The following is a 15,264-nucleotide window of genomic DNA, read 5'->3' on the forward strand; positions in this document are numbered from 1 at the left end:
CTATCCTGAATTTATTCTAAATTTAAAGTTATGAAACTAAACTGTGTTGTTGTAGATGATAGTTCTATACAAAGGACGATTATTGCCAAATTGGTAAATAATCATCCTGGATTGCATTTAATTGGGGATTTTTCTAATGCAATTGAAGCAAAAAGCTGTATTTCTTTAAATAATATCGACCTAATATTTCTTGACATTGAAATGCCAGTCATAAATGGTTTTGATTTTCTAGACGGACTAAAATCTAAACCTCAAATCATATTTATTACTTCTAAAGCTGAATATGCTTTAAAAGCTTTTGACTATGATGCCACTGATTATCTGCAAAAACCTATTGCTGTAGATCGTTTCAATGCTTCTGTAAAAAGAGCTATTGACATGCATCTTCTTAAAAAAGATATTAAAGAAGAAGAAGGGGAACATATCTTCATTAAAAGTAACCTTAAAAAACTTAAAATCTTCACTTCAAAAATCAAATGGATTGAGGCATTTGGAGATTATGTTAGAGTAGTTACTGAAGACGACAGCAATCTTGTTCTATCTACAATGAAATCTTTTGAAAATGATTTATCAAAAGATAAATTTATACGCGTACACAAATCATACATTATTAATATAGATAAGGTAGAACGCTTTAATAGTAAATTTGCAGAAATTGGTATTACAAAAATACCTTTAAGCCGAAATAAAAAAGAAGATTTAGTAAAAGCACTTTCTACTCCTTCTTAATGACGATTAATAAAAATCTACATTAACAACAACTTTTATAGCTCTATATTGAGCAACAGCTTCAAAACTATTCAGCATCTTCTGAATAGTTTTTTTTGTATTACTCAAATGAAGATCCTGAGGAATCTTAATTAAGATAGTTCTAATATACTCATTTCGGATTCTACTTATTGCTGGTTCTTCTGGGCCTAAAACTGGCATTCCTAGATTTTGACTCAAAACCTGATACAACCACATAGAGCCTTCTTTCAATTTATCGTAATCTTTATGTTTTAAAGTCAGCTTGATAATTCTAAAATAAGGTGGGTATTTATAAATTTTCCTATCATACAATTGCTCCTTATACATACCTATATAATTATGGTCTGTAACTTGCTGAATGGTATTATGATTTGGATTATAAGTCTGAATTACAACTTTTCCTTGTTTTTCAGATCTTCCCGCTCTTCCTGCAACTTGGGTCATCATCTGGAAACTACGCTCAAAAGCTCTAAAATCAGGATGATGTAGCATATTATCAGCATTCATTATTCCAACTAAACTCACATTATCAAAATCCAAACCTTTGGCTAGCATTTGTGTACCTACCAAAATATCAATCTCACGATTCTTGAAAGTATCTATTATTTTTTCAAAGCCAAATTTACCACGTGTAGTATCCTGATCCATACGAGCCGTTTTCGCTTTTGGGAATAGTGAAATCAATTCCTGTTCGATTTGCTCCGTTCCAAATCCTTTTGTTGTTAAATCTATACTAGAACAGCTATGACAATGCGTAGGTTTTGCAATCGAATAACCACAATAATGGCAACGCAATTGATTTTTATGTTTATGATATGTAAGACTCACATCGCACTGCTGGCAATGAGGCACATGTCCGCAAGTCAAACATTCTATTATAGGAGAATATCCTCTTCTATTTTGAAATAAAATCACTTGTTCTCCTAAAGATAAAGCTTCAGCAATTTCTTCTATCAAAAGATCGCTAAAATGCCCTGTCATTCTTTTCCTGAAATGTTTGTCTTTCAAATCGACTAAAACAACCTCTGGCATACGAACATTCTTGTAACGTTCTGAAAGCGTTACTAAACCATATTTACCGGCTTGCGAATTAAAATAAGTTTCAATACTTGGAGTTGCCGAACCCAATAATACTTTCGCATTATGAAAATTCGCTAAAACAATTGCAGCATCTCTTGCATTATATCGAGGCGCGGGATCTGTTTGCTTAAAAGTCTGTTCATGCTCTTCATCTACAATTAACAATCCTAAGTTATTGAATGGTAAAAACAAAGCCGACCTTGCTCCTATTACAATTTGTGCTTTTGCAGAATTTTCAAGCGTTTGCTTCCAAACCTCAACTCTTTCGTTATTGCTATATTTAGAATGAAAAACAGCAACTTTATCTCCAAAATGAAGACGCAAACGAGAAACCAATTGAGCAGTCAAAGCAATTTCAGGCAACAGGTATAAAACTTGTTTACCTGTTTGCAGATATTCTTCAATTAATTTAATATAAATTTCTGTCTTACCACTTGAAGTTACACCATGAAGCAAACAAACTTCTTTCTCAGAAAAACTATTTTTTATGGCAGCAAAAGCATTTTCTTGCGCTTCACTTAAAAGAAGTTCTTTTTCTGATTTTTCTCCACTAAAAGTAACCCTATCATGCTGCAGAAAATACTCTTCGAAAATTTCTTTTTCAATTAAAGCCTTCACAACTGCTGATGTTACGTTAGCGGTTTCGGTAAGTTTTTTTACAGTTATAGGCTTTTTTTCTGAAGCACTTAGCTGAAAATAAGTCAAAACAATTTCTTTTTGCTTATTAGCACTTTTCAGCACCTCAAGCAATTCCTGTAGACCAGTATCAGATTCGTATTTTGCATGTAATTTTACATATCGAACTAATTTTGGCTTATAGGTTTCTTTGATTTCTTCTTCTAAAAAAATTACATCTCTGGCAATTAATTTTTGAAGCGTAGGAAGTATATTTTTTTTATTTAAAATTGAAACTATTTCCTGCACCTTCAACGAACTCTGATGATGCAAAGCTTCGTAAATTAAAAATTCATCGTCAGAAAGTTCACTATCATTTACTACAACATCTGGTTTGTAGGATATAATAGTTTCACTTTCCAATAACAATCCACTAGGAAAAGCACCTCTATACACATCACCGATTCCACACATATAATAGTTAGCAATCCAAAGCCAGTGTTTAATCTGAATTTCGGTTGCAATTGGTTTTTCATCTAAAATTTCATGAATCTCTTTAGCCTCGTATAAAGTCGGAGCATTTTCATGAACATCTAAAACAAGTCCTGTATAGATTTTATTTTTAATAGGTACCGCCACCCGCATTCCTTTTTTTATAAAATGGAATTCAGCTTCAGAAACACGATAAGTAAGAGGTTTGACTGAGGAAAGCGGTAAAATAACTTCGATAAAAAACATGTACTATATAATAGGATTGCAAAATTACTTTTTTCCAGCAGATTTTTGAGCCAAAAACTCATCAACCATTTTTAAAGTATGATTTAATGATTCTATATTATCCCAACCTTCGTGACCTGGAATAATATATTTAGGATTTTTAAATTTCGATTTAACTCTACCAATCGATTGTTTCCATTCTTTTACATCAGAATCACCCAAATAACCTAAATCTTTCGCATCGGCACTTTTTATAAAACATGCTCCATAGAGCACTTTTTCTTTATTAAACCAAACCACAACATTATCGGGCGCATGTCCTTTTCCTGGATAATATACTTCAAAAGTATGTTGCCCAACTGTAAAAGTTTTATCGTTCGGAATTATAAATTCTGCTCTTGGTTTATTTTCTTTTTTAAGAATATCGTCTGTCAATTTAATCGAATACGTTTTTATTCTTTTTTTTCGATAAAAATCAAATCCGCCTGCACGATCATCGTGAGAATGTGTCGCAAAAAGCATAATCACTTCTTTATGATGTTTTGCCTTTATACTATCTAACAAAGGCTGAAATTGCGTTTCGTCCCAAGGCGCATCAAATAAAACAACACCTTTATCTGTTACTAGATAAAGAGCGTTAGCAGAAATCTTTGTTCCTTTATAATTATTAAAAGTCCTATAAACATAAAAGTCACCCGTAAGATGACTTATTTGTAATGGCGAATTCTTAGATTGTCCAAAGCTATTTGAAATTATAACTAAGAACAGAATTATCGAAGTTAATTTTCGCATGTATTATTTTGAATTAATTTTTCACTCTTGTCCAATATTGCGTTCTTCCCATCAAAGAAACACCAACATAACCGCGAAGTTTTAGTTTATCAGCAGATTCTAAAGTGATATAACATTTGTATTTTTTACCGCTTGTAGGATCTAAAATTGTTCCTCCATTATATTCAGAACCATCTTTTTTAAGATTATTCATGATTACCATTCCCAAAATTGGTTTGTTTTTTTCTGCTCCATCACATTTTACGCAAACATCTTTTTTATGATCAGCACGAAGAATTTCTACAACTTTCCCATAAACTTTTCCAGATTTCTCATAAATCTCTACTACCGATTTTGCTTCTCCTGTTTCGTCATCAATGGTTTTCCATTTCCCAATTACACTTTGACTTTGCATGGTCAGGGCAAAGAAGAACACTCCGATAGTTAGCATCAAATTTTTCATATTATTTTTCTTTTTTTTGTTTTAATTTTCTGATTGAAGCATTCAATTCGAATCCTAAAAGCAGAATCATACAGTTTATCCAAATGTAAAACATTAGAATTAATAATGTCCCAATAGAACCATAAAGTTCGTTATATTTTGAAAATTTTATAACCCAAATCCCAAAAAAGAACGAAGATATAACAATTAAGACTGTAGTAAAAACAGATCCAATGCTAATAAATGGGACTTTATTATACTGTTTTGTACCATAACGCAATAATATTGAAGATGTTATCAGAATCATTAAGATTACAAATAAATACCTACCTAAAATAATCAATGGAATTCTGTCGCTTAACACATCCTGAATGATTGTTTTTTGAATGAAGACCTCAAAAACGACTATTGTGGCAACTGTAACAAACAAAATAATAGTCATTACAAGTGAAATTGCCAATGCAACTAAATATTGCCTAAAAAAACCTCGTTTATCAAAAACATGTTTAGAAGATTCAAAACCACTCAAAATTCCGTTAATACCATTTGCCATCAAAAAAATAGAAAGCAAAAAACCAGAAGATAATAATCCAGAATGACTATTATTTAAAATATCGCTAATAATTTTACTAATAGCATCAAAAGTATTTGGAGGAACACTCTGCTGCACAAACTGCAGAAAATCTTCCTGAAAATTATCTATCGGAATAAACGGAATTAAGTTTAAAATGAATAATGCAAAAGGAAATAAAGCCATAAAAAAGCTAAACGAAACCGCACTTGCATGATACGAAAATGCTCCTTCAAGAATTCCTAAAGTGTACATTTCAAGCAAATCATACAAAGAAAATCCCTCTAACCAAGGGAGTTTTATCTTCTTTAAAAGTCGGGCCAGATTGCGTATTAAAGGCAATTTTTCAATCCGAGCTTCTATCTCTTGCGACATATTTTATGATTTTAGATTTTTGAATTTAGATTTTAGATTACCAAAAACTAACTCATAACTTATAACTCATCCCGAAGCCTCGGGACATAACTTCTCTAAAAAGCTTTCAAGCTCAAATCCATGTTATAAACAGAATGGGTCAAAGCTCCAGATGAAATATAATCTACACCACATAATGCATATTCTCGAACTGTTTTTTCGCTAATATTTCCTGAAGATTCTGTCTGACATTTTGATCCAATTAATTTTACTGCCGTTTTGGTGTCTTCATAATTAAAATTATCAATCAGAATCCTATGAATTCCATCGCTCAATAAAATCTCTCTAATTTCATCCAAATTTCGAGCTTCAACAATAATCTTTAAATCGAGATTATTCTCTTTTAAAAACTCTTTTGTTTTTGATATAGCTCTTGTAATCCCTCCAGCAAAATCAATGTGATTATCTTTTAGCATTATCATATCATACAAAGCATAACGATGGTTCTCTCCTCCTCCTATTTTTACAGCCCATTTTTCAGCCACTCTAAAATTTGGAGTTGTTTTGCGGGTATCTAAAATTTTAGCATTTGTCCCTTCTAAAAGTTGCATTAAATGATTTGTCTTTGTAGCAATTGCAGACATACGTTGCATTGTATTTAAAACCACTCTTTCTGCTTTCAAAATAGATTGAGAGCTTCCAGAAACTTCAAAAACAACTTCTCCATATTCCACATGCGTTCCGTCTTCAATAAAAGTTTTCACTTTCAGATTCGGATCTACGTATTCAAATATCATTTTAGCAAGTTCAACACCTGCAATAATTCCTTGATCTTTTACCAATAATTTTGCCTGACCGTGAGCAGTATCAGGAATACATGCAAGCGAACTATAATCGCCAGGCCCCACATCTTCTCTGATGGCATTTTTTATCAAAAGTTGTAATTCTGCTTGAAATTCAGCTTTACTTATCATTTTTCTATTTTTAATATTACGCTAAATTAGGATTTATTTTATGGAATTAAAAGTTTAGACAACATGAAAAGTGATGCAAAACATTAATTCTCTCTTTTTTAACCCTGTAAGATATTAAGAAAATAAAGTTACAATTCTTAACAATGCTTCATCTATTAATGGCAGAATAATTAAATATCTTTGAGGTTCATTCAAACAAAAATCATGGGATTAATTAAAGATATTTACTCGGTTTCTTTTTACGAAAATTTCAGCAAAGCTGTTGCTGAAGTTTATCCAACATTCGAAAAACAAAAATTCATTGAGGCAATTTTCGATGGAAATTTTGCGCAAAAAGAATGGAAAGAAAGAATGAAACATACCACAGTAGTTTTTCATCAGTTTATGCCTCAAAATTTTCCCGAAGCTGTTGCTTTAATTGACAAAATCATAGATAATTTAAGAAAAAACAACTTTGCCGACAGTAATCTGGCTTTTATTTTCTTTGCCGATTATATCGAAATGTATGGTTTAGAAGATTTTGAAACTTCTAAAAAAGCCTTTGTTTCTGTAACACAATTTATAAGCTGTGAATTTGCCGTTCGTCCTTTCATTTTAAAATACAAAGAGCAAATGATTGATGAAATGATCAAATGGTCTTTGCATGAAAATCATCACGTGCGTCGTTTGGCAAGCGAAGGTTCACGTCCGAGATTACCTTGGGCTATGGCGATTCCGTTTTTAAAGAAAGATCCCTCTTCTATTTTCCCGATTTTAGAAAACTTAAAAAACGATCCTTCAGAATATGTTCGAAGAAGTGTTGCCAATAATTTAAATGATATTGCTAAAGATAATCCGCAAATTGTAATGGAAATCGCTTCAAAATGGAAAGGTCACAGCAAAGAAACAGATGGAATTATTAAACACGGATGCCGAACTTTATTAAAACAAGGACATCCTGAAATCCTGAGTCATTATGGTTTAGAAAGCACTAATATTGAACTTTCGTCTTTTGAAATTAAAACACCAACAGTAAAAATTGGAGATTATCTTCAGTTTCAATTTCATTTAAATAATAAAAATGAAGACGCTAAAACAGTTCGTTTAGAATATGCCGTTCATTACAAAAAAGCAAAAGGACATCTGGCTAAAAAAGTTTTTAAAATCAGTGAAAAGATTTATCATCCAAATCAATTAACAAAAATTGAAAGAAATCAGTCTTTTAAGTTAATTACAACGAGAGTTTTTTATACTGGTGTGCATCAATTATCTATTATAATTAATGGAACTGAGAGTGAAGTTCTGGAATTTGAGTTGATTGATTAAACTAAAAATCTTAATCTAGCAGTGTCAGACTGAGCGAAGTCGAAGTCCCGTGCGCTGAATCACTTTGCGAGACTTCGACTTCGCTCAGTCTGACATAAATTGCGTTTTGATTTACAGCTACATAATGAAATGGACTCTTCATTTTTTTCCTTACTTTTATAATACAAAAAAAACAAAAACAACTTTCTTAATCTAAATTAAGTTACAGATTTCTACCACAACTGTAATTTTGTTTTCAAATCAAATAAAAAAACCATGTCAAATATCAGTTTAATTATCGAAGAACGTGCTGCCAATATTGGCAACTTTATGGTAGGTCGTTTATTGCCTTTCCGTGAAAAAAGAGCTGTTGGACCATTTGTCTTTATCGATCATATGGGGCCAGCACATTTAAGTGACCACGAAAATATGGATGTTCCTCCGCATCCGCATATTGGGCTTTCTACGCTAACTTTTTTGTTTGAAGGAAGTATCATGCACCGCGACAGTTTAGGAACCGAATTGGAAATAAAACCAGGCGCTGTAAACTGGATGACCGCCGGAAAAGGAATCGTTCACTCTGAGAGAACTCCTGAATATTTAAGACATTCAGATAAAATGCTTCACGGATTACAGATTTGGGTAGCGCTTCCAAAAGAATTAGAACAAATGGATCCGAATTTCACGCATGTTGAAGCAGATGATATTCCGGCTTGGGAAGAAGATGGTGTTTCATACAAATTAATTGCTGGTGAAGCTTTTGGCAAAAAATCTCCAGTTCCTGTTTATAGTCCGTTGTATTTTATTGAAATTAAGAGCAAAGAAGCTAAAAAAATCAATATTGGGCATCACTTATTTGGTGAAAGCGGTTTGTATATTTTAGAAGGAAGCATTAAAAGTGGTGAACACGTTTACGATCCGAAGCAAATTTTAATTACAACTGAAGCTTCTCTTTGTGAATTTGAAATTGCTGAAAATTCAACTGTATATCTTTTTGGCGGACAGCCATTTCCTGAAGAACATTTTATCTTCTGGAACTTCGTTTCTTCAGATAAAGAATTGATCGAAAAAGCTAAAAAAGACTGGACAGAACAAACTTTTCCAAAAGTTCCAGGAGAAACCGAATTTGTTCCATTACCTCAACCAAGAATTAAATAATTATGGATACGATTTCAGCAAAAATAGATACACGTTTGTATCGTACGGAAATTACTTCTGCAAGCGGAAATGTTTTAATTTCAGATGAACCGCAACAACTAGGAGGTAAAAACTTAGGCTTAAATCCTACCGAACTTTTGGCTTCTTCCCTAGCTTCTTGCACATTGATCACTTTACGAATGTACATTAATCGCAAACAATGGAATGTCGAAGAAATTAACATCAAAATTGATTTCGAAAGAGATTCAGAGCGAAATTGTACCTCATTTACTAGAAAAATTGAAGTGATTGGCGATGTTGACCAAGAACAAAGACAAAGATTAGAAACGATTGCAAACAGCTGTCCAATTCATAAAACACTGACACATTCAATCGAAATTAAAACGACATTAATATAATTACAATGGAAATTCAACAAATAAACGATATAAGAAAAGGCTATTTTGAAGCTGTAGAAGACGGAAAAGAAGCTGGAAAAATGACCTATACTTGGGCAGGTGATTCTAAATTCATTATTGACCATACAGAAGTTAGTCCCGAATTCAACGGAAAAGGTGTAGGCAAAAAACTCGTTATGGCTTCGGTAGAATATGCAAGAGCAAACAATCTAAAAATTATCCCGCTTTGTCCTTTTGCAAAAAGTGTTTTTGATAAGGTTGAAGAAATACGTGATGTACTTTTTTCTTAAAAAGGTGCTGAGATACTAAGATGCTAAGGTTCTAAGATTTTTTAACCGCAAAGCAAGCAAAGAATTACGCAAAGTTCGCAAAGTTTTTTCAGACAAAGCTTTGCGAACTTTTGCATTTCTATTAAGTCAAATTTGGAATTAAACCTTGCGTTCTTTGCGTTAAAAAAACAATACAACGAAATTCAATTTTCAAATCTCGTCCAAAACTCCTACATTTGCATGTAATTTAAACTTAATGTATGACAAGGATAATTACGCTTTTCTGTATTTTTATAGCACAAATCGGCTTTTCTCAATCGGCTGAGAGTTATTTAGAAAAAATCAGAAATAATGAAGCTCTCTTAACAGCTTTCTTCCAACAAATGCCAAAAGGAGGCGATTTACACCATCACTTTTCAGGATCCGTTTATGCAGAACCTCTTTTAGAAAGAGCTATTGCAGAAGACTTTTATTTGAATATTGAAACTATGGCGGTTTCTAAAACAAAACCTGCAAAAGGAAAGTGGAAAAAGTTCTCTACTATAATAGAAGAAGAAAAATTAAATCCCGAAAAATTAGAAAATGAAAAGTTAGATTACTACAAACAGCAGATTATGCAAACTTGGTCTATTAAAGACTACAATGGTTCTGTACCTTCTGATGATCAGTTTTTTGATTCTTTCATGAAATTTGAACCAACAATTCAAGGTCATTTTGCTGAAGGAATGTTGGAATTGAAAAAACGTGCCATTGCCGAAAATGTTCTTTATATAGAAACACAATTATCTACAATTCCGTGTGATATGAATGTTTCTGATTTGACTGATTTCAATACAAAACTTCGACAATCTGCAAGTCAAAAAGACGAAAAAGCAGTTTTAAAACTTTTAGACGATTTGTATAAATCACTTCAGAAAAAAGACGCTAAAAAATATGCTGAAGATTTCAATACTAATTTCTTAGCAAAACTGCACAAAGACCTAAAAATGGACGATGAAAAGTTTACGATGCGTTATCAAAACTTTGTTCTTCGTTTTATGGAACCTGTAGATTTATTTAAAAATCTAGTAATTGCTTTTATTTCGTCAAGCGAAAGTAAATTGACCGCGGGTGTAAATATCGTTTCTCCAGAACATGGAGAAACTTCTATGAAAGATTATTGGCTTCACATGGTCATGTTTAAATACTGCCACGATAAATTTCCAGACGTAAAATACACGCTTCATGCGGGAGAATTGACTTTAGGTTTGGTTCAGCCAGAAGAATTAACTTGGCATATTAACGATGCGATTCATGTTGCTGGAGCAAACAGAATTGGTCACGGAGTTGATATGGCGTACGAAGCAAATTCGTATGATTTATTGAAATATATGGCTCAAAAAAATATTCCGATTGAAATCAACTTAACTAGCAACGAATTTATTTTAAAAGTAAAAGAAAACAGGCATCCATTTACGCTTTATAAAGATTTTAATGTGCCAATTGTGATTAGCACTGACGACGCAGGAATTTTAAGAAGTAATATGACAGAACAATATGTTTTATTGGCAAAAAGATATCCTGACGTAAATTATGAAACGATAAAAAAATACGTTTACAATAGTATCAATTACAGTTTTATTCAGGATGCATCGGTTAAAAATCAATTAATCAAAGATTTAGACAATCGTTTTAAAACTTTTGAAGCGAAATTTTCTAAAAACTAAAATTCTCAAATCTGTGCGAAAGTTTCACGCAGATTTTAAACAAATTTAAGCTGATTAATGCAGATTTTTTTCTAAAATATTAAAAATAAAATCTGCTTAAATCTGCAAAATCTGCGTGAAAAAAAATTAAAATATGATTCTAGAAGCAGTATTTCTTTTCGTAAAACCAGAATTAGCAAGTCAATTTGAAGCTGATTTTGCAAAAGCAAGTCAATATATTTCATCAATCGATGGTTATTTAGGACATCGTTTGGAAAAATGTCTTGAAGTCGAAAACAAATATCTTTTATTGGTTGATTGGAACACGCTTGAAGATCACACAGTCGGTTTCAGAACTTCCGAAGCGTATTTGGAATGGAAAAAGCTTTTACATCATTATTACGAACCGTTTCCAATTGTAGAACATTTTGAAACAGTTTTCGAGAATAAAAAATAATAGTTATGCTTTGTGCAAAAAAAAATAAACACATAGAAACATAGATTTTAAAGTAAATAGGAATCAAGAATTTAGAAAAAAATCTAGATTTTAACACATAGATTACAATTGAAGCTATGTGCATTGATGCAAGTGAAACGCCTTTTACAGACAAAGAAAAACTATGTCTCTATGTGTTTAAATTAAATTCGTGCTAATTCGTGAAATTCGTGGCAAAAAACTTTTAACCAATGAACATCAAACTTATCGCAATAGGCAAAACAGATAATAAATCGCTTCAAACTCTGATTGACGATTATACCAAACGTTTGTCGTTTTACATCAAATTTGATCTGGAGATCATTCCCGACATCAAAAACGTAAAAAACTTATCTGAAAGTCAGCAAAAGGAAAAAGAAGGTGAATTGATATTATCAAAACTTTCTCCAACCGATCAATTAATTTTATTGGATGAAAATGGAAAAAACTTCTCCAGCGTAGGTTTTTCTGAAGAATTACAAAAGAAAATGAACTCCGGCGTAAAAACTTTGGTTTATGTAATTGGCGGTCCTTATGGATTTTCTGAAACGGTTTATAAAAAAGCACAGGGAAAAGTTTCGCTTTCGCTAATGACGTTTTCGCATCAAATGGTTCGCTTATTTTTTATCGAACAATTGTACCGCGGATTTACGATTTTAAGGAATGAACCTTATCATCATCAGTGATTTTTTGTTTGAAGTTTCAAGTTTTTTTGTTTCAGGTTTATCTAAAAAAGGCTTCGACTTCGCTCAGCCTGACATTGTCATCCTGAGCGAAGTCGAAGGAAAGTTTCGAGTTTTAGAAAATATATTCTATCGGAAGTTTATCAAGATTGTACGTTACTTCCTTTTGCAATATAATCTTGTATTGGAGATATTCTTCATAACTCATATCCTTATCAAACAAAAAGACCAAATTTGGTACACTTTTAAATTTTATACTGTAAAATTGCTTTAAAATCTCTGCAATTTTTATTTCCTGATTTCCCATAAAAACCTGCTGTTTTCCTTTTTTAAAATAAACAACAAAACTTCCCTGAGCAGGCCTTTCTGTTTTATAAAACACTTTCGTAAAAGGCAGAAAAGCTAAATTCTTTCCAACAGAATCTGCGTAAGAATAATAGTTTTCAGATTCTTCATTTTGATGCATTTTCTCGTTACGTTTTTTATCCTGCATTTTCATTACTTGCGGAATCACTAATTTCAAAGGAAGACGTTTGTCAATATTCAAAATCCAGTTGGTCGAAATGATGGCACTTTTTCGGTTCAAATCGGCGATTGTATCTTTTCCTTCTGTTTTAAAGAAGATGTAAATTGGAGAATGATCTTGAACGTCTTTTACTATTGTTAGGCTTGATTTTGGAAGTAAAACGTCTTCTTTTTTTCCGCAGGAGAAAAGAAGAAACAACATAATTATTGCAAAGTATTTCATATTTTATTTCTCTTTTTTATTGTTTTTTCTAAATTTTGTCTTCTTTTTTAACTCTCCTTCTTTATAAAACTCAATTAGATATAAAAAGCCATTAGAATCATAATTAAAGAATTGTCCTTCTCTTTTTCCATCAACAAAAGTTCCATCAAATGACAATTTTCCATTGTCATGATACCCTACAAATTTCCCATTTTCGATACCATTTCGATAATCTAAAAAACCAGATAATACTCCGTTGCTATATTTTTTTATTTGACCATTTGCTAAATTGTTCTCGTACGGAATTTCATCCATCAATATTTTATCCTCAGAAAATCTTTGCCAAACCCCCTCTTTTTTCCCTTCTTTATAACCAATTTTCCACTTTACTTTACCATCTGGATATTTATAAAAGAAAGTACCATCAATTTTTCCTCTTTTTACTTCAATAACACAGTAATCATTTTCATACTTACTGTATACAAGCCACTTTCCATTCTCTAAAGAATCTTTAAATATTTTTTGATTTGGTTCAAGCTCACTTGGTTCGCTAACTTTTTCAGGATAAACAAAATCAAATTCCTCATTTATCGAAGTAAAGTTTTGACTATAAGAGAGAAATGCATTAAAGAATAAAAAAAATAAAAATAGTTTCTTCATAAATTTAAAGTTTGGTTAAAAATCAAACAGATTAGAAACTCATCTTATTGTACAAAGTAACACATTCCACCGCTTCTTTCACATCATGAACGCGAAGAATTTTTGCTCCTTTTGTCAAAGCAATCGTATTCAGAAAAGTGGTTCCGTTTAAAGCTTCCTGCGGTGTAATATCAAGTGTTTTATAAATCATTGATTTTCTCGAAATCCCAACCAAAACAGGTAATTCTAAAAGATTAAAAAGTTCCATTTTCTGCATCACTTCGTAATTCTGATCGGTTGTTTTCGCAAAACCGAAACCAGGATCCAAAATCAAATCGTTAATTCCTAAAGCTCTCGCCTTTTTCACTTTTTCTGAGAAATAAAAAAGCATTTCTTTTAGAATATCATCGTATTGTGTCAAACTTTGCATCGTCTGCGGATTACCTCGCATGTGCATCATAATGTATGGAACGTTGTATTTGGCAATTACTTCAAACATTTTATCGTCCAATTCACCGGCTGCAATATCATTTATGATTGCCGCACCGCTTTCTATACTCGCTTTGGCAACTTCAGCTCTAAAAGTATCAATCGATAATAATGCTTCTGGAAAATGCTTTAAAATCAATTCTATTGCAGGAACAATGCGGTCGATTTCTTCTTGTTCTGTAACAAATTCCGCACTTGGTTTACTAGAATACGCACCAATATCAATAAATGTTGCTCCCTCAGAAATCATTTTACCAACCTGAGAAATAATTTCGTCTTCGTTTTTATATTTTCCTCCGTCAAAGAAAGAATTTGGCGTTACATTCAGAATTCCCATTACTTTAGGAATTGATAAATCTATAAGTTTGCCTTTACAATTAATTGTCATTTGTTTTGTTGTTTTGTTTTTTTGTTTCAAGTTTAAGGTTTCAAGTTGGTTCAGATTGCGTATTTCAGGAACTTGAAACCTGAAACTTTAAACTTTAAACTTTTACATTATAAATTTCATTAACACTTTGTTTAGAAAAAACTTGAAACAAAGCAAACCTGAAACTTGAAACTCTTAAAAAATTATCCTTATTTTTGAAGAAATTTTAGCAAATATACAGCATATAAATGAAGAATACTTCCCAAGAATTTGATAATGTTATCGCGGTTTGCCGTACGTTGTTTATCAATAAAATGACAGATTACGGCAGTGCATGGAGAATTTTAAGACTACCATCGCTAACTGACCAGATTTTCATAAAAGCACAACGAATCAGAAGTTTACAGGAAAACGAAGTCCGTAAAGTAGATGAAGACGAAAAAGGAGAATTTATCGGAATCATCAATTATTCTATTATGGCTTTGATTCAGTTAGAATTAGGTGTTGTAGATCAGCCTGATTTGGATGTTGAAAAAGCAACTGAATTGTACGATGCTAAAGTAAAATTAACGAAAGATTTAATGGAAGCTAAAAATCATGATTACGGAGAAGCTTGGCGTGATATGCGTGTAAGCTCTTTAACCGATTTGATTTTACAGAAATTACTTCGTGTCAAGCAAATTGAAGACAACAAAGGAAAAACAATAGTTTCTGAAGGAATTGATGCCAATTATCAGGATATGATTAATTATTCTGTTTTTGCATTGATTTTAAATCCTATTACTAAATAAAATTCCAAATTTAAAATTCCAAATT

General features: G+C 31.9%; 17 protein-coding genes. 9 read left to right on the forward strand and 8 right to left on the reverse strand.

Annotated features, from left to right (window positions below):
* Window positions 1–30 precede the first annotated feature (30 nt).
* Entirely contained in the window at window positions 31–729 is a 699-nt protein-coding gene (locus HNP35_RS14845) for a LytR/AlgR family response regulator transcription factor (protein WP_184163564.1), read from the forward strand.
* A 6-nt stretch (window positions 730–735) separates the two neighbouring features.
* On the opposite strand, the gene priA is transcribed toward HNP35_RS14845, so the two are convergent.
* The 5 genes from priA to nadC all read right to left on the reverse strand — a co-directional run bounded on the left by priA (window position 736) and on the right by nadC (window position 6,274).
* Window positions 736–3,183 carry a replication restart helicase PriA gene (priA, locus tag HNP35_RS14850; RefSeq protein ID WP_184163567.1) on the reverse strand — a complete coding sequence of 816 codons (2,448 nt, stop codon included), beginning with the start codon at window positions 3,181–3,183 and terminating at the stop codon, window positions 736–738.
* 24 nt (window positions 3,184–3,207) lie between these two features.
* Window positions 3,208–3,954: a subclass B1 metallo-beta-lactamase gene (gene bla-B1-FLAV, locus HNP35_RS14855; RefSeq protein WP_184163570.1), complete on the reverse strand. Its 747-nt coding sequence runs from the start codon at window positions 3,952–3,954 to the stop codon at window positions 3,208–3,210.
* A 13-nt stretch (window positions 3,955–3,967) separates the two neighbouring features.
* Window positions 3,968–4,396 carry a DUF2147 domain-containing protein gene (locus HNP35_RS14860; RefSeq protein WP_184163573.1) on the reverse strand — a complete coding sequence of 143 codons (429 nt, stop codon included), beginning with the start codon at window positions 4,394–4,396 and terminating at the stop codon, window positions 3,968–3,970.
* Between the two features lies 1 nt (window position 4,397).
* On the reverse strand, window positions 4,398–5,321 hold the full coding sequence (locus tag HNP35_RS14865) for a YihY/virulence factor BrkB family protein (protein WP_184163576.1): 924 nt from the start codon (window positions 5,319–5,321) through the stop codon (window positions 4,398–4,400).
* 95 nt (window positions 5,322–5,416) lie between these two features.
* Window positions 5,417–6,274 (reverse strand): carboxylating nicotinate-nucleotide diphosphorylase, encoded by an 858-nt coding sequence (gene nadC / locus HNP35_RS14870; protein ID WP_184163579.1) that lies wholly within the window; start codon window positions 6,272–6,274, stop codon window positions 5,417–5,419.
* Between the two features lie 204 nt (window positions 6,275–6,478).
* Here nadC and HNP35_RS14875 point away from each other — a divergent pair, with 204 nt between their 5' ends.
* The 7 genes from HNP35_RS14875 (at window position 6,479) to rlmH (ending at window position 12,229) form a co-directional block, all read left to right on the forward strand.
* Window positions 6,479–7,579 (forward strand): DNA alkylation repair protein, encoded by a 1,101-nt coding sequence (locus HNP35_RS14875; RefSeq protein ID WP_184163582.1) that lies wholly within the window; start codon window positions 6,479–6,481, stop codon window positions 7,577–7,579.
* Between the two features lie 255 nt (window positions 7,580–7,834).
* The gene (locus HNP35_RS14880; protein ID WP_184163585.1) at window positions 7,835–8,716 is read left to right on the forward strand and encodes a pirin family protein; all 882 of its coding nucleotides are present in this window, start codon (window positions 7,835–7,837) and stop codon (window positions 8,714–8,716) included.
* Between the two features lie 2 nt (window positions 8,717–8,718).
* Window positions 8,719–9,114: an OsmC family protein gene (locus HNP35_RS14885; protein WP_132990423.1), complete on the forward strand. Its 396-nt coding sequence runs from the start codon at window positions 8,719–8,721 to the stop codon at window positions 9,112–9,114.
* A gap of 5 nt (window positions 9,115–9,119) precedes the next feature.
* Window positions 9,120–9,404, forward strand: coding sequence for a GNAT family N-acetyltransferase (locus HNP35_RS14890; RefSeq protein ID WP_184163588.1), 285 nt, complete (start codon window positions 9,120–9,122; stop codon window positions 9,402–9,404).
* Window positions 9,405–9,643: 239 nt separating this feature from the next.
* Window positions 9,644–11,089, forward strand: coding sequence for an adenosine deaminase (locus HNP35_RS14895; RefSeq protein ID WP_184163591.1), 1,446 nt, complete (start codon window positions 9,644–9,646; stop codon window positions 11,087–11,089).
* A 133-nt stretch (window positions 11,090–11,222) separates the two neighbouring features.
* Window positions 11,223–11,525 carry an antibiotic biosynthesis monooxygenase family protein gene (locus HNP35_RS14900; protein ID WP_184163594.1) on the forward strand — a complete coding sequence of 101 codons (303 nt, stop codon included), beginning with the start codon at window positions 11,223–11,225 and terminating at the stop codon, window positions 11,523–11,525.
* Window positions 11,526–11,755: 230 nt separating this feature from the next.
* On the forward strand, window positions 11,756–12,229 hold the full coding sequence (gene rlmH, locus HNP35_RS14905; RefSeq protein WP_184163597.1) for a 23S rRNA (pseudouridine(1915)-N(3))-methyltransferase RlmH: 474 nt from the start codon (window positions 11,756–11,758) through the stop codon (window positions 12,227–12,229).
* A gap of 112 nt (window positions 12,230–12,341) precedes the next feature.
* Here the strand turns inward: rlmH and HNP35_RS14910 are convergent, their stop codons facing one another.
* Genes HNP35_RS14910 through folP form a run of 3 tightly spaced genes read right to left on the reverse strand, consistent with a single transcriptional unit; the run spans window position 12,342 to window position 14,469 of the window.
* Window positions 12,342–12,974, reverse strand: a complete 633-nt coding sequence (locus HNP35_RS14910; protein ID WP_184163600.1) for a hypothetical protein — start codon at window positions 12,972–12,974, stop codon at window positions 12,342–12,344.
* A gap of 3 nt (window positions 12,975–12,977) precedes the next feature.
* Window positions 12,978–13,613, reverse strand: a complete 636-nt coding sequence (locus tag HNP35_RS14915) for a toxin-antitoxin system YwqK family antitoxin (protein ID WP_184163603.1) — start codon at window positions 13,611–13,613, stop codon at window positions 12,978–12,980.
* A 31-nt stretch (window positions 13,614–13,644) separates the two neighbouring features.
* Window positions 13,645–14,469, reverse strand: coding sequence for a dihydropteroate synthase (gene folP, locus HNP35_RS14920; protein WP_184163606.1), 825 nt, complete (start codon window positions 14,467–14,469; stop codon window positions 13,645–13,647).
* A gap of 227 nt (window positions 14,470–14,696) precedes the next feature.
* Here folP and HNP35_RS14925 point away from each other — a divergent pair, with 227 nt between their 5' ends.
* Window positions 14,697–15,239: a DUF1599 domain-containing protein gene (locus HNP35_RS14925; protein WP_184163609.1), complete on the forward strand. Its 543-nt coding sequence runs from the start codon at window positions 14,697–14,699 to the stop codon at window positions 15,237–15,239.
* The last annotated feature ends 25 nt before the right edge of the window (window positions 15,240–15,264 follow it).

Source organism: Flavobacterium notoginsengisoli, assembly GCF_014207905.1.
Lineage (GTDB): Bacteria > Bacteroidota > Bacteroidia > Flavobacteriales > Flavobacteriaceae > Flavobacterium > Flavobacterium notoginsengisoli_A.

Coding starts and splice junctions, on each gene's coding strand:
- HNP35_RS14845 (WP_184163564.1), top strand. CDS start 31: ATGAAACTAAACTGTGTTGTTGTAGATGATAGTTCTATACAAAGGACG.
- priA (WP_184163567.1), bottom strand. CDS start 3,183: ATGTTTTTTATCGAAGTTATTTTACCGCTTTCCTCAGTCAAACCTCTT.
- bla-B1-FLAV (WP_184163570.1), bottom strand. CDS start 3,954: ATGCGAAAATTAACTTCGATAATTCTGTTCTTAGTTATAATTTCAAAT.
- HNP35_RS14860 (WP_184163573.1), bottom strand. CDS start 4,396: ATGAAAAATTTGATGCTAACTATCGGAGTGTTCTTCTTTGCCCTGACC.
- HNP35_RS14865 (WP_184163576.1), bottom strand. CDS start 5,321: ATGTCGCAAGAGATAGAAGCTCGGATTGAAAAATTGCCTTTAATACGC.
- nadC (WP_184163579.1), bottom strand. CDS start 6,274: ATGATAAGTAAAGCTGAATTTCAAGCAGAATTACAACTTTTGATAAAA.
- HNP35_RS14875 (WP_184163582.1), top strand. CDS start 6,479: ATGGGATTAATTAAAGATATTTACTCGGTTTCTTTTTACGAAAATTTC.
- HNP35_RS14880 (WP_184163585.1), top strand. CDS start 7,835: ATGTCAAATATCAGTTTAATTATCGAAGAACGTGCTGCCAATATTGGC.
- HNP35_RS14885 (WP_132990423.1), top strand. CDS start 8,719: ATGGATACGATTTCAGCAAAAATAGATACACGTTTGTATCGTACGGAA.
- HNP35_RS14890 (WP_184163588.1), top strand. CDS start 9,120: ATGGAAATTCAACAAATAAACGATATAAGAAAAGGCTATTTTGAAGCT.
- HNP35_RS14895 (WP_184163591.1), top strand. CDS start 9,644: ATGACAAGGATAATTACGCTTTTCTGTATTTTTATAGCACAAATCGGC.
- HNP35_RS14900 (WP_184163594.1), top strand. CDS start 11,223: ATGATTCTAGAAGCAGTATTTCTTTTCGTAAAACCAGAATTAGCAAGT.
- rlmH (WP_184163597.1), top strand. CDS start 11,756: ATGAACATCAAACTTATCGCAATAGGCAAAACAGATAATAAATCGCTT.
- HNP35_RS14910 (WP_184163600.1), bottom strand. CDS start 12,974: ATGAAATACTTTGCAATAATTATGTTGTTTCTTCTTTTCTCCTGCGGA.
- HNP35_RS14915 (WP_184163603.1), bottom strand. CDS start 13,613: ATGAAGAAACTATTTTTATTTTTTTTATTCTTTAATGCATTTCTCTCT.
- folP (WP_184163606.1), bottom strand. CDS start 14,469: ATGACAATTAATTGTAAAGGCAAACTTATAGATTTATCAATTCCTAAA.
- HNP35_RS14925 (WP_184163609.1), top strand. CDS start 14,697: ATGAAGAATACTTCCCAAGAATTTGATAATGTTATCGCGGTTTGCCGT.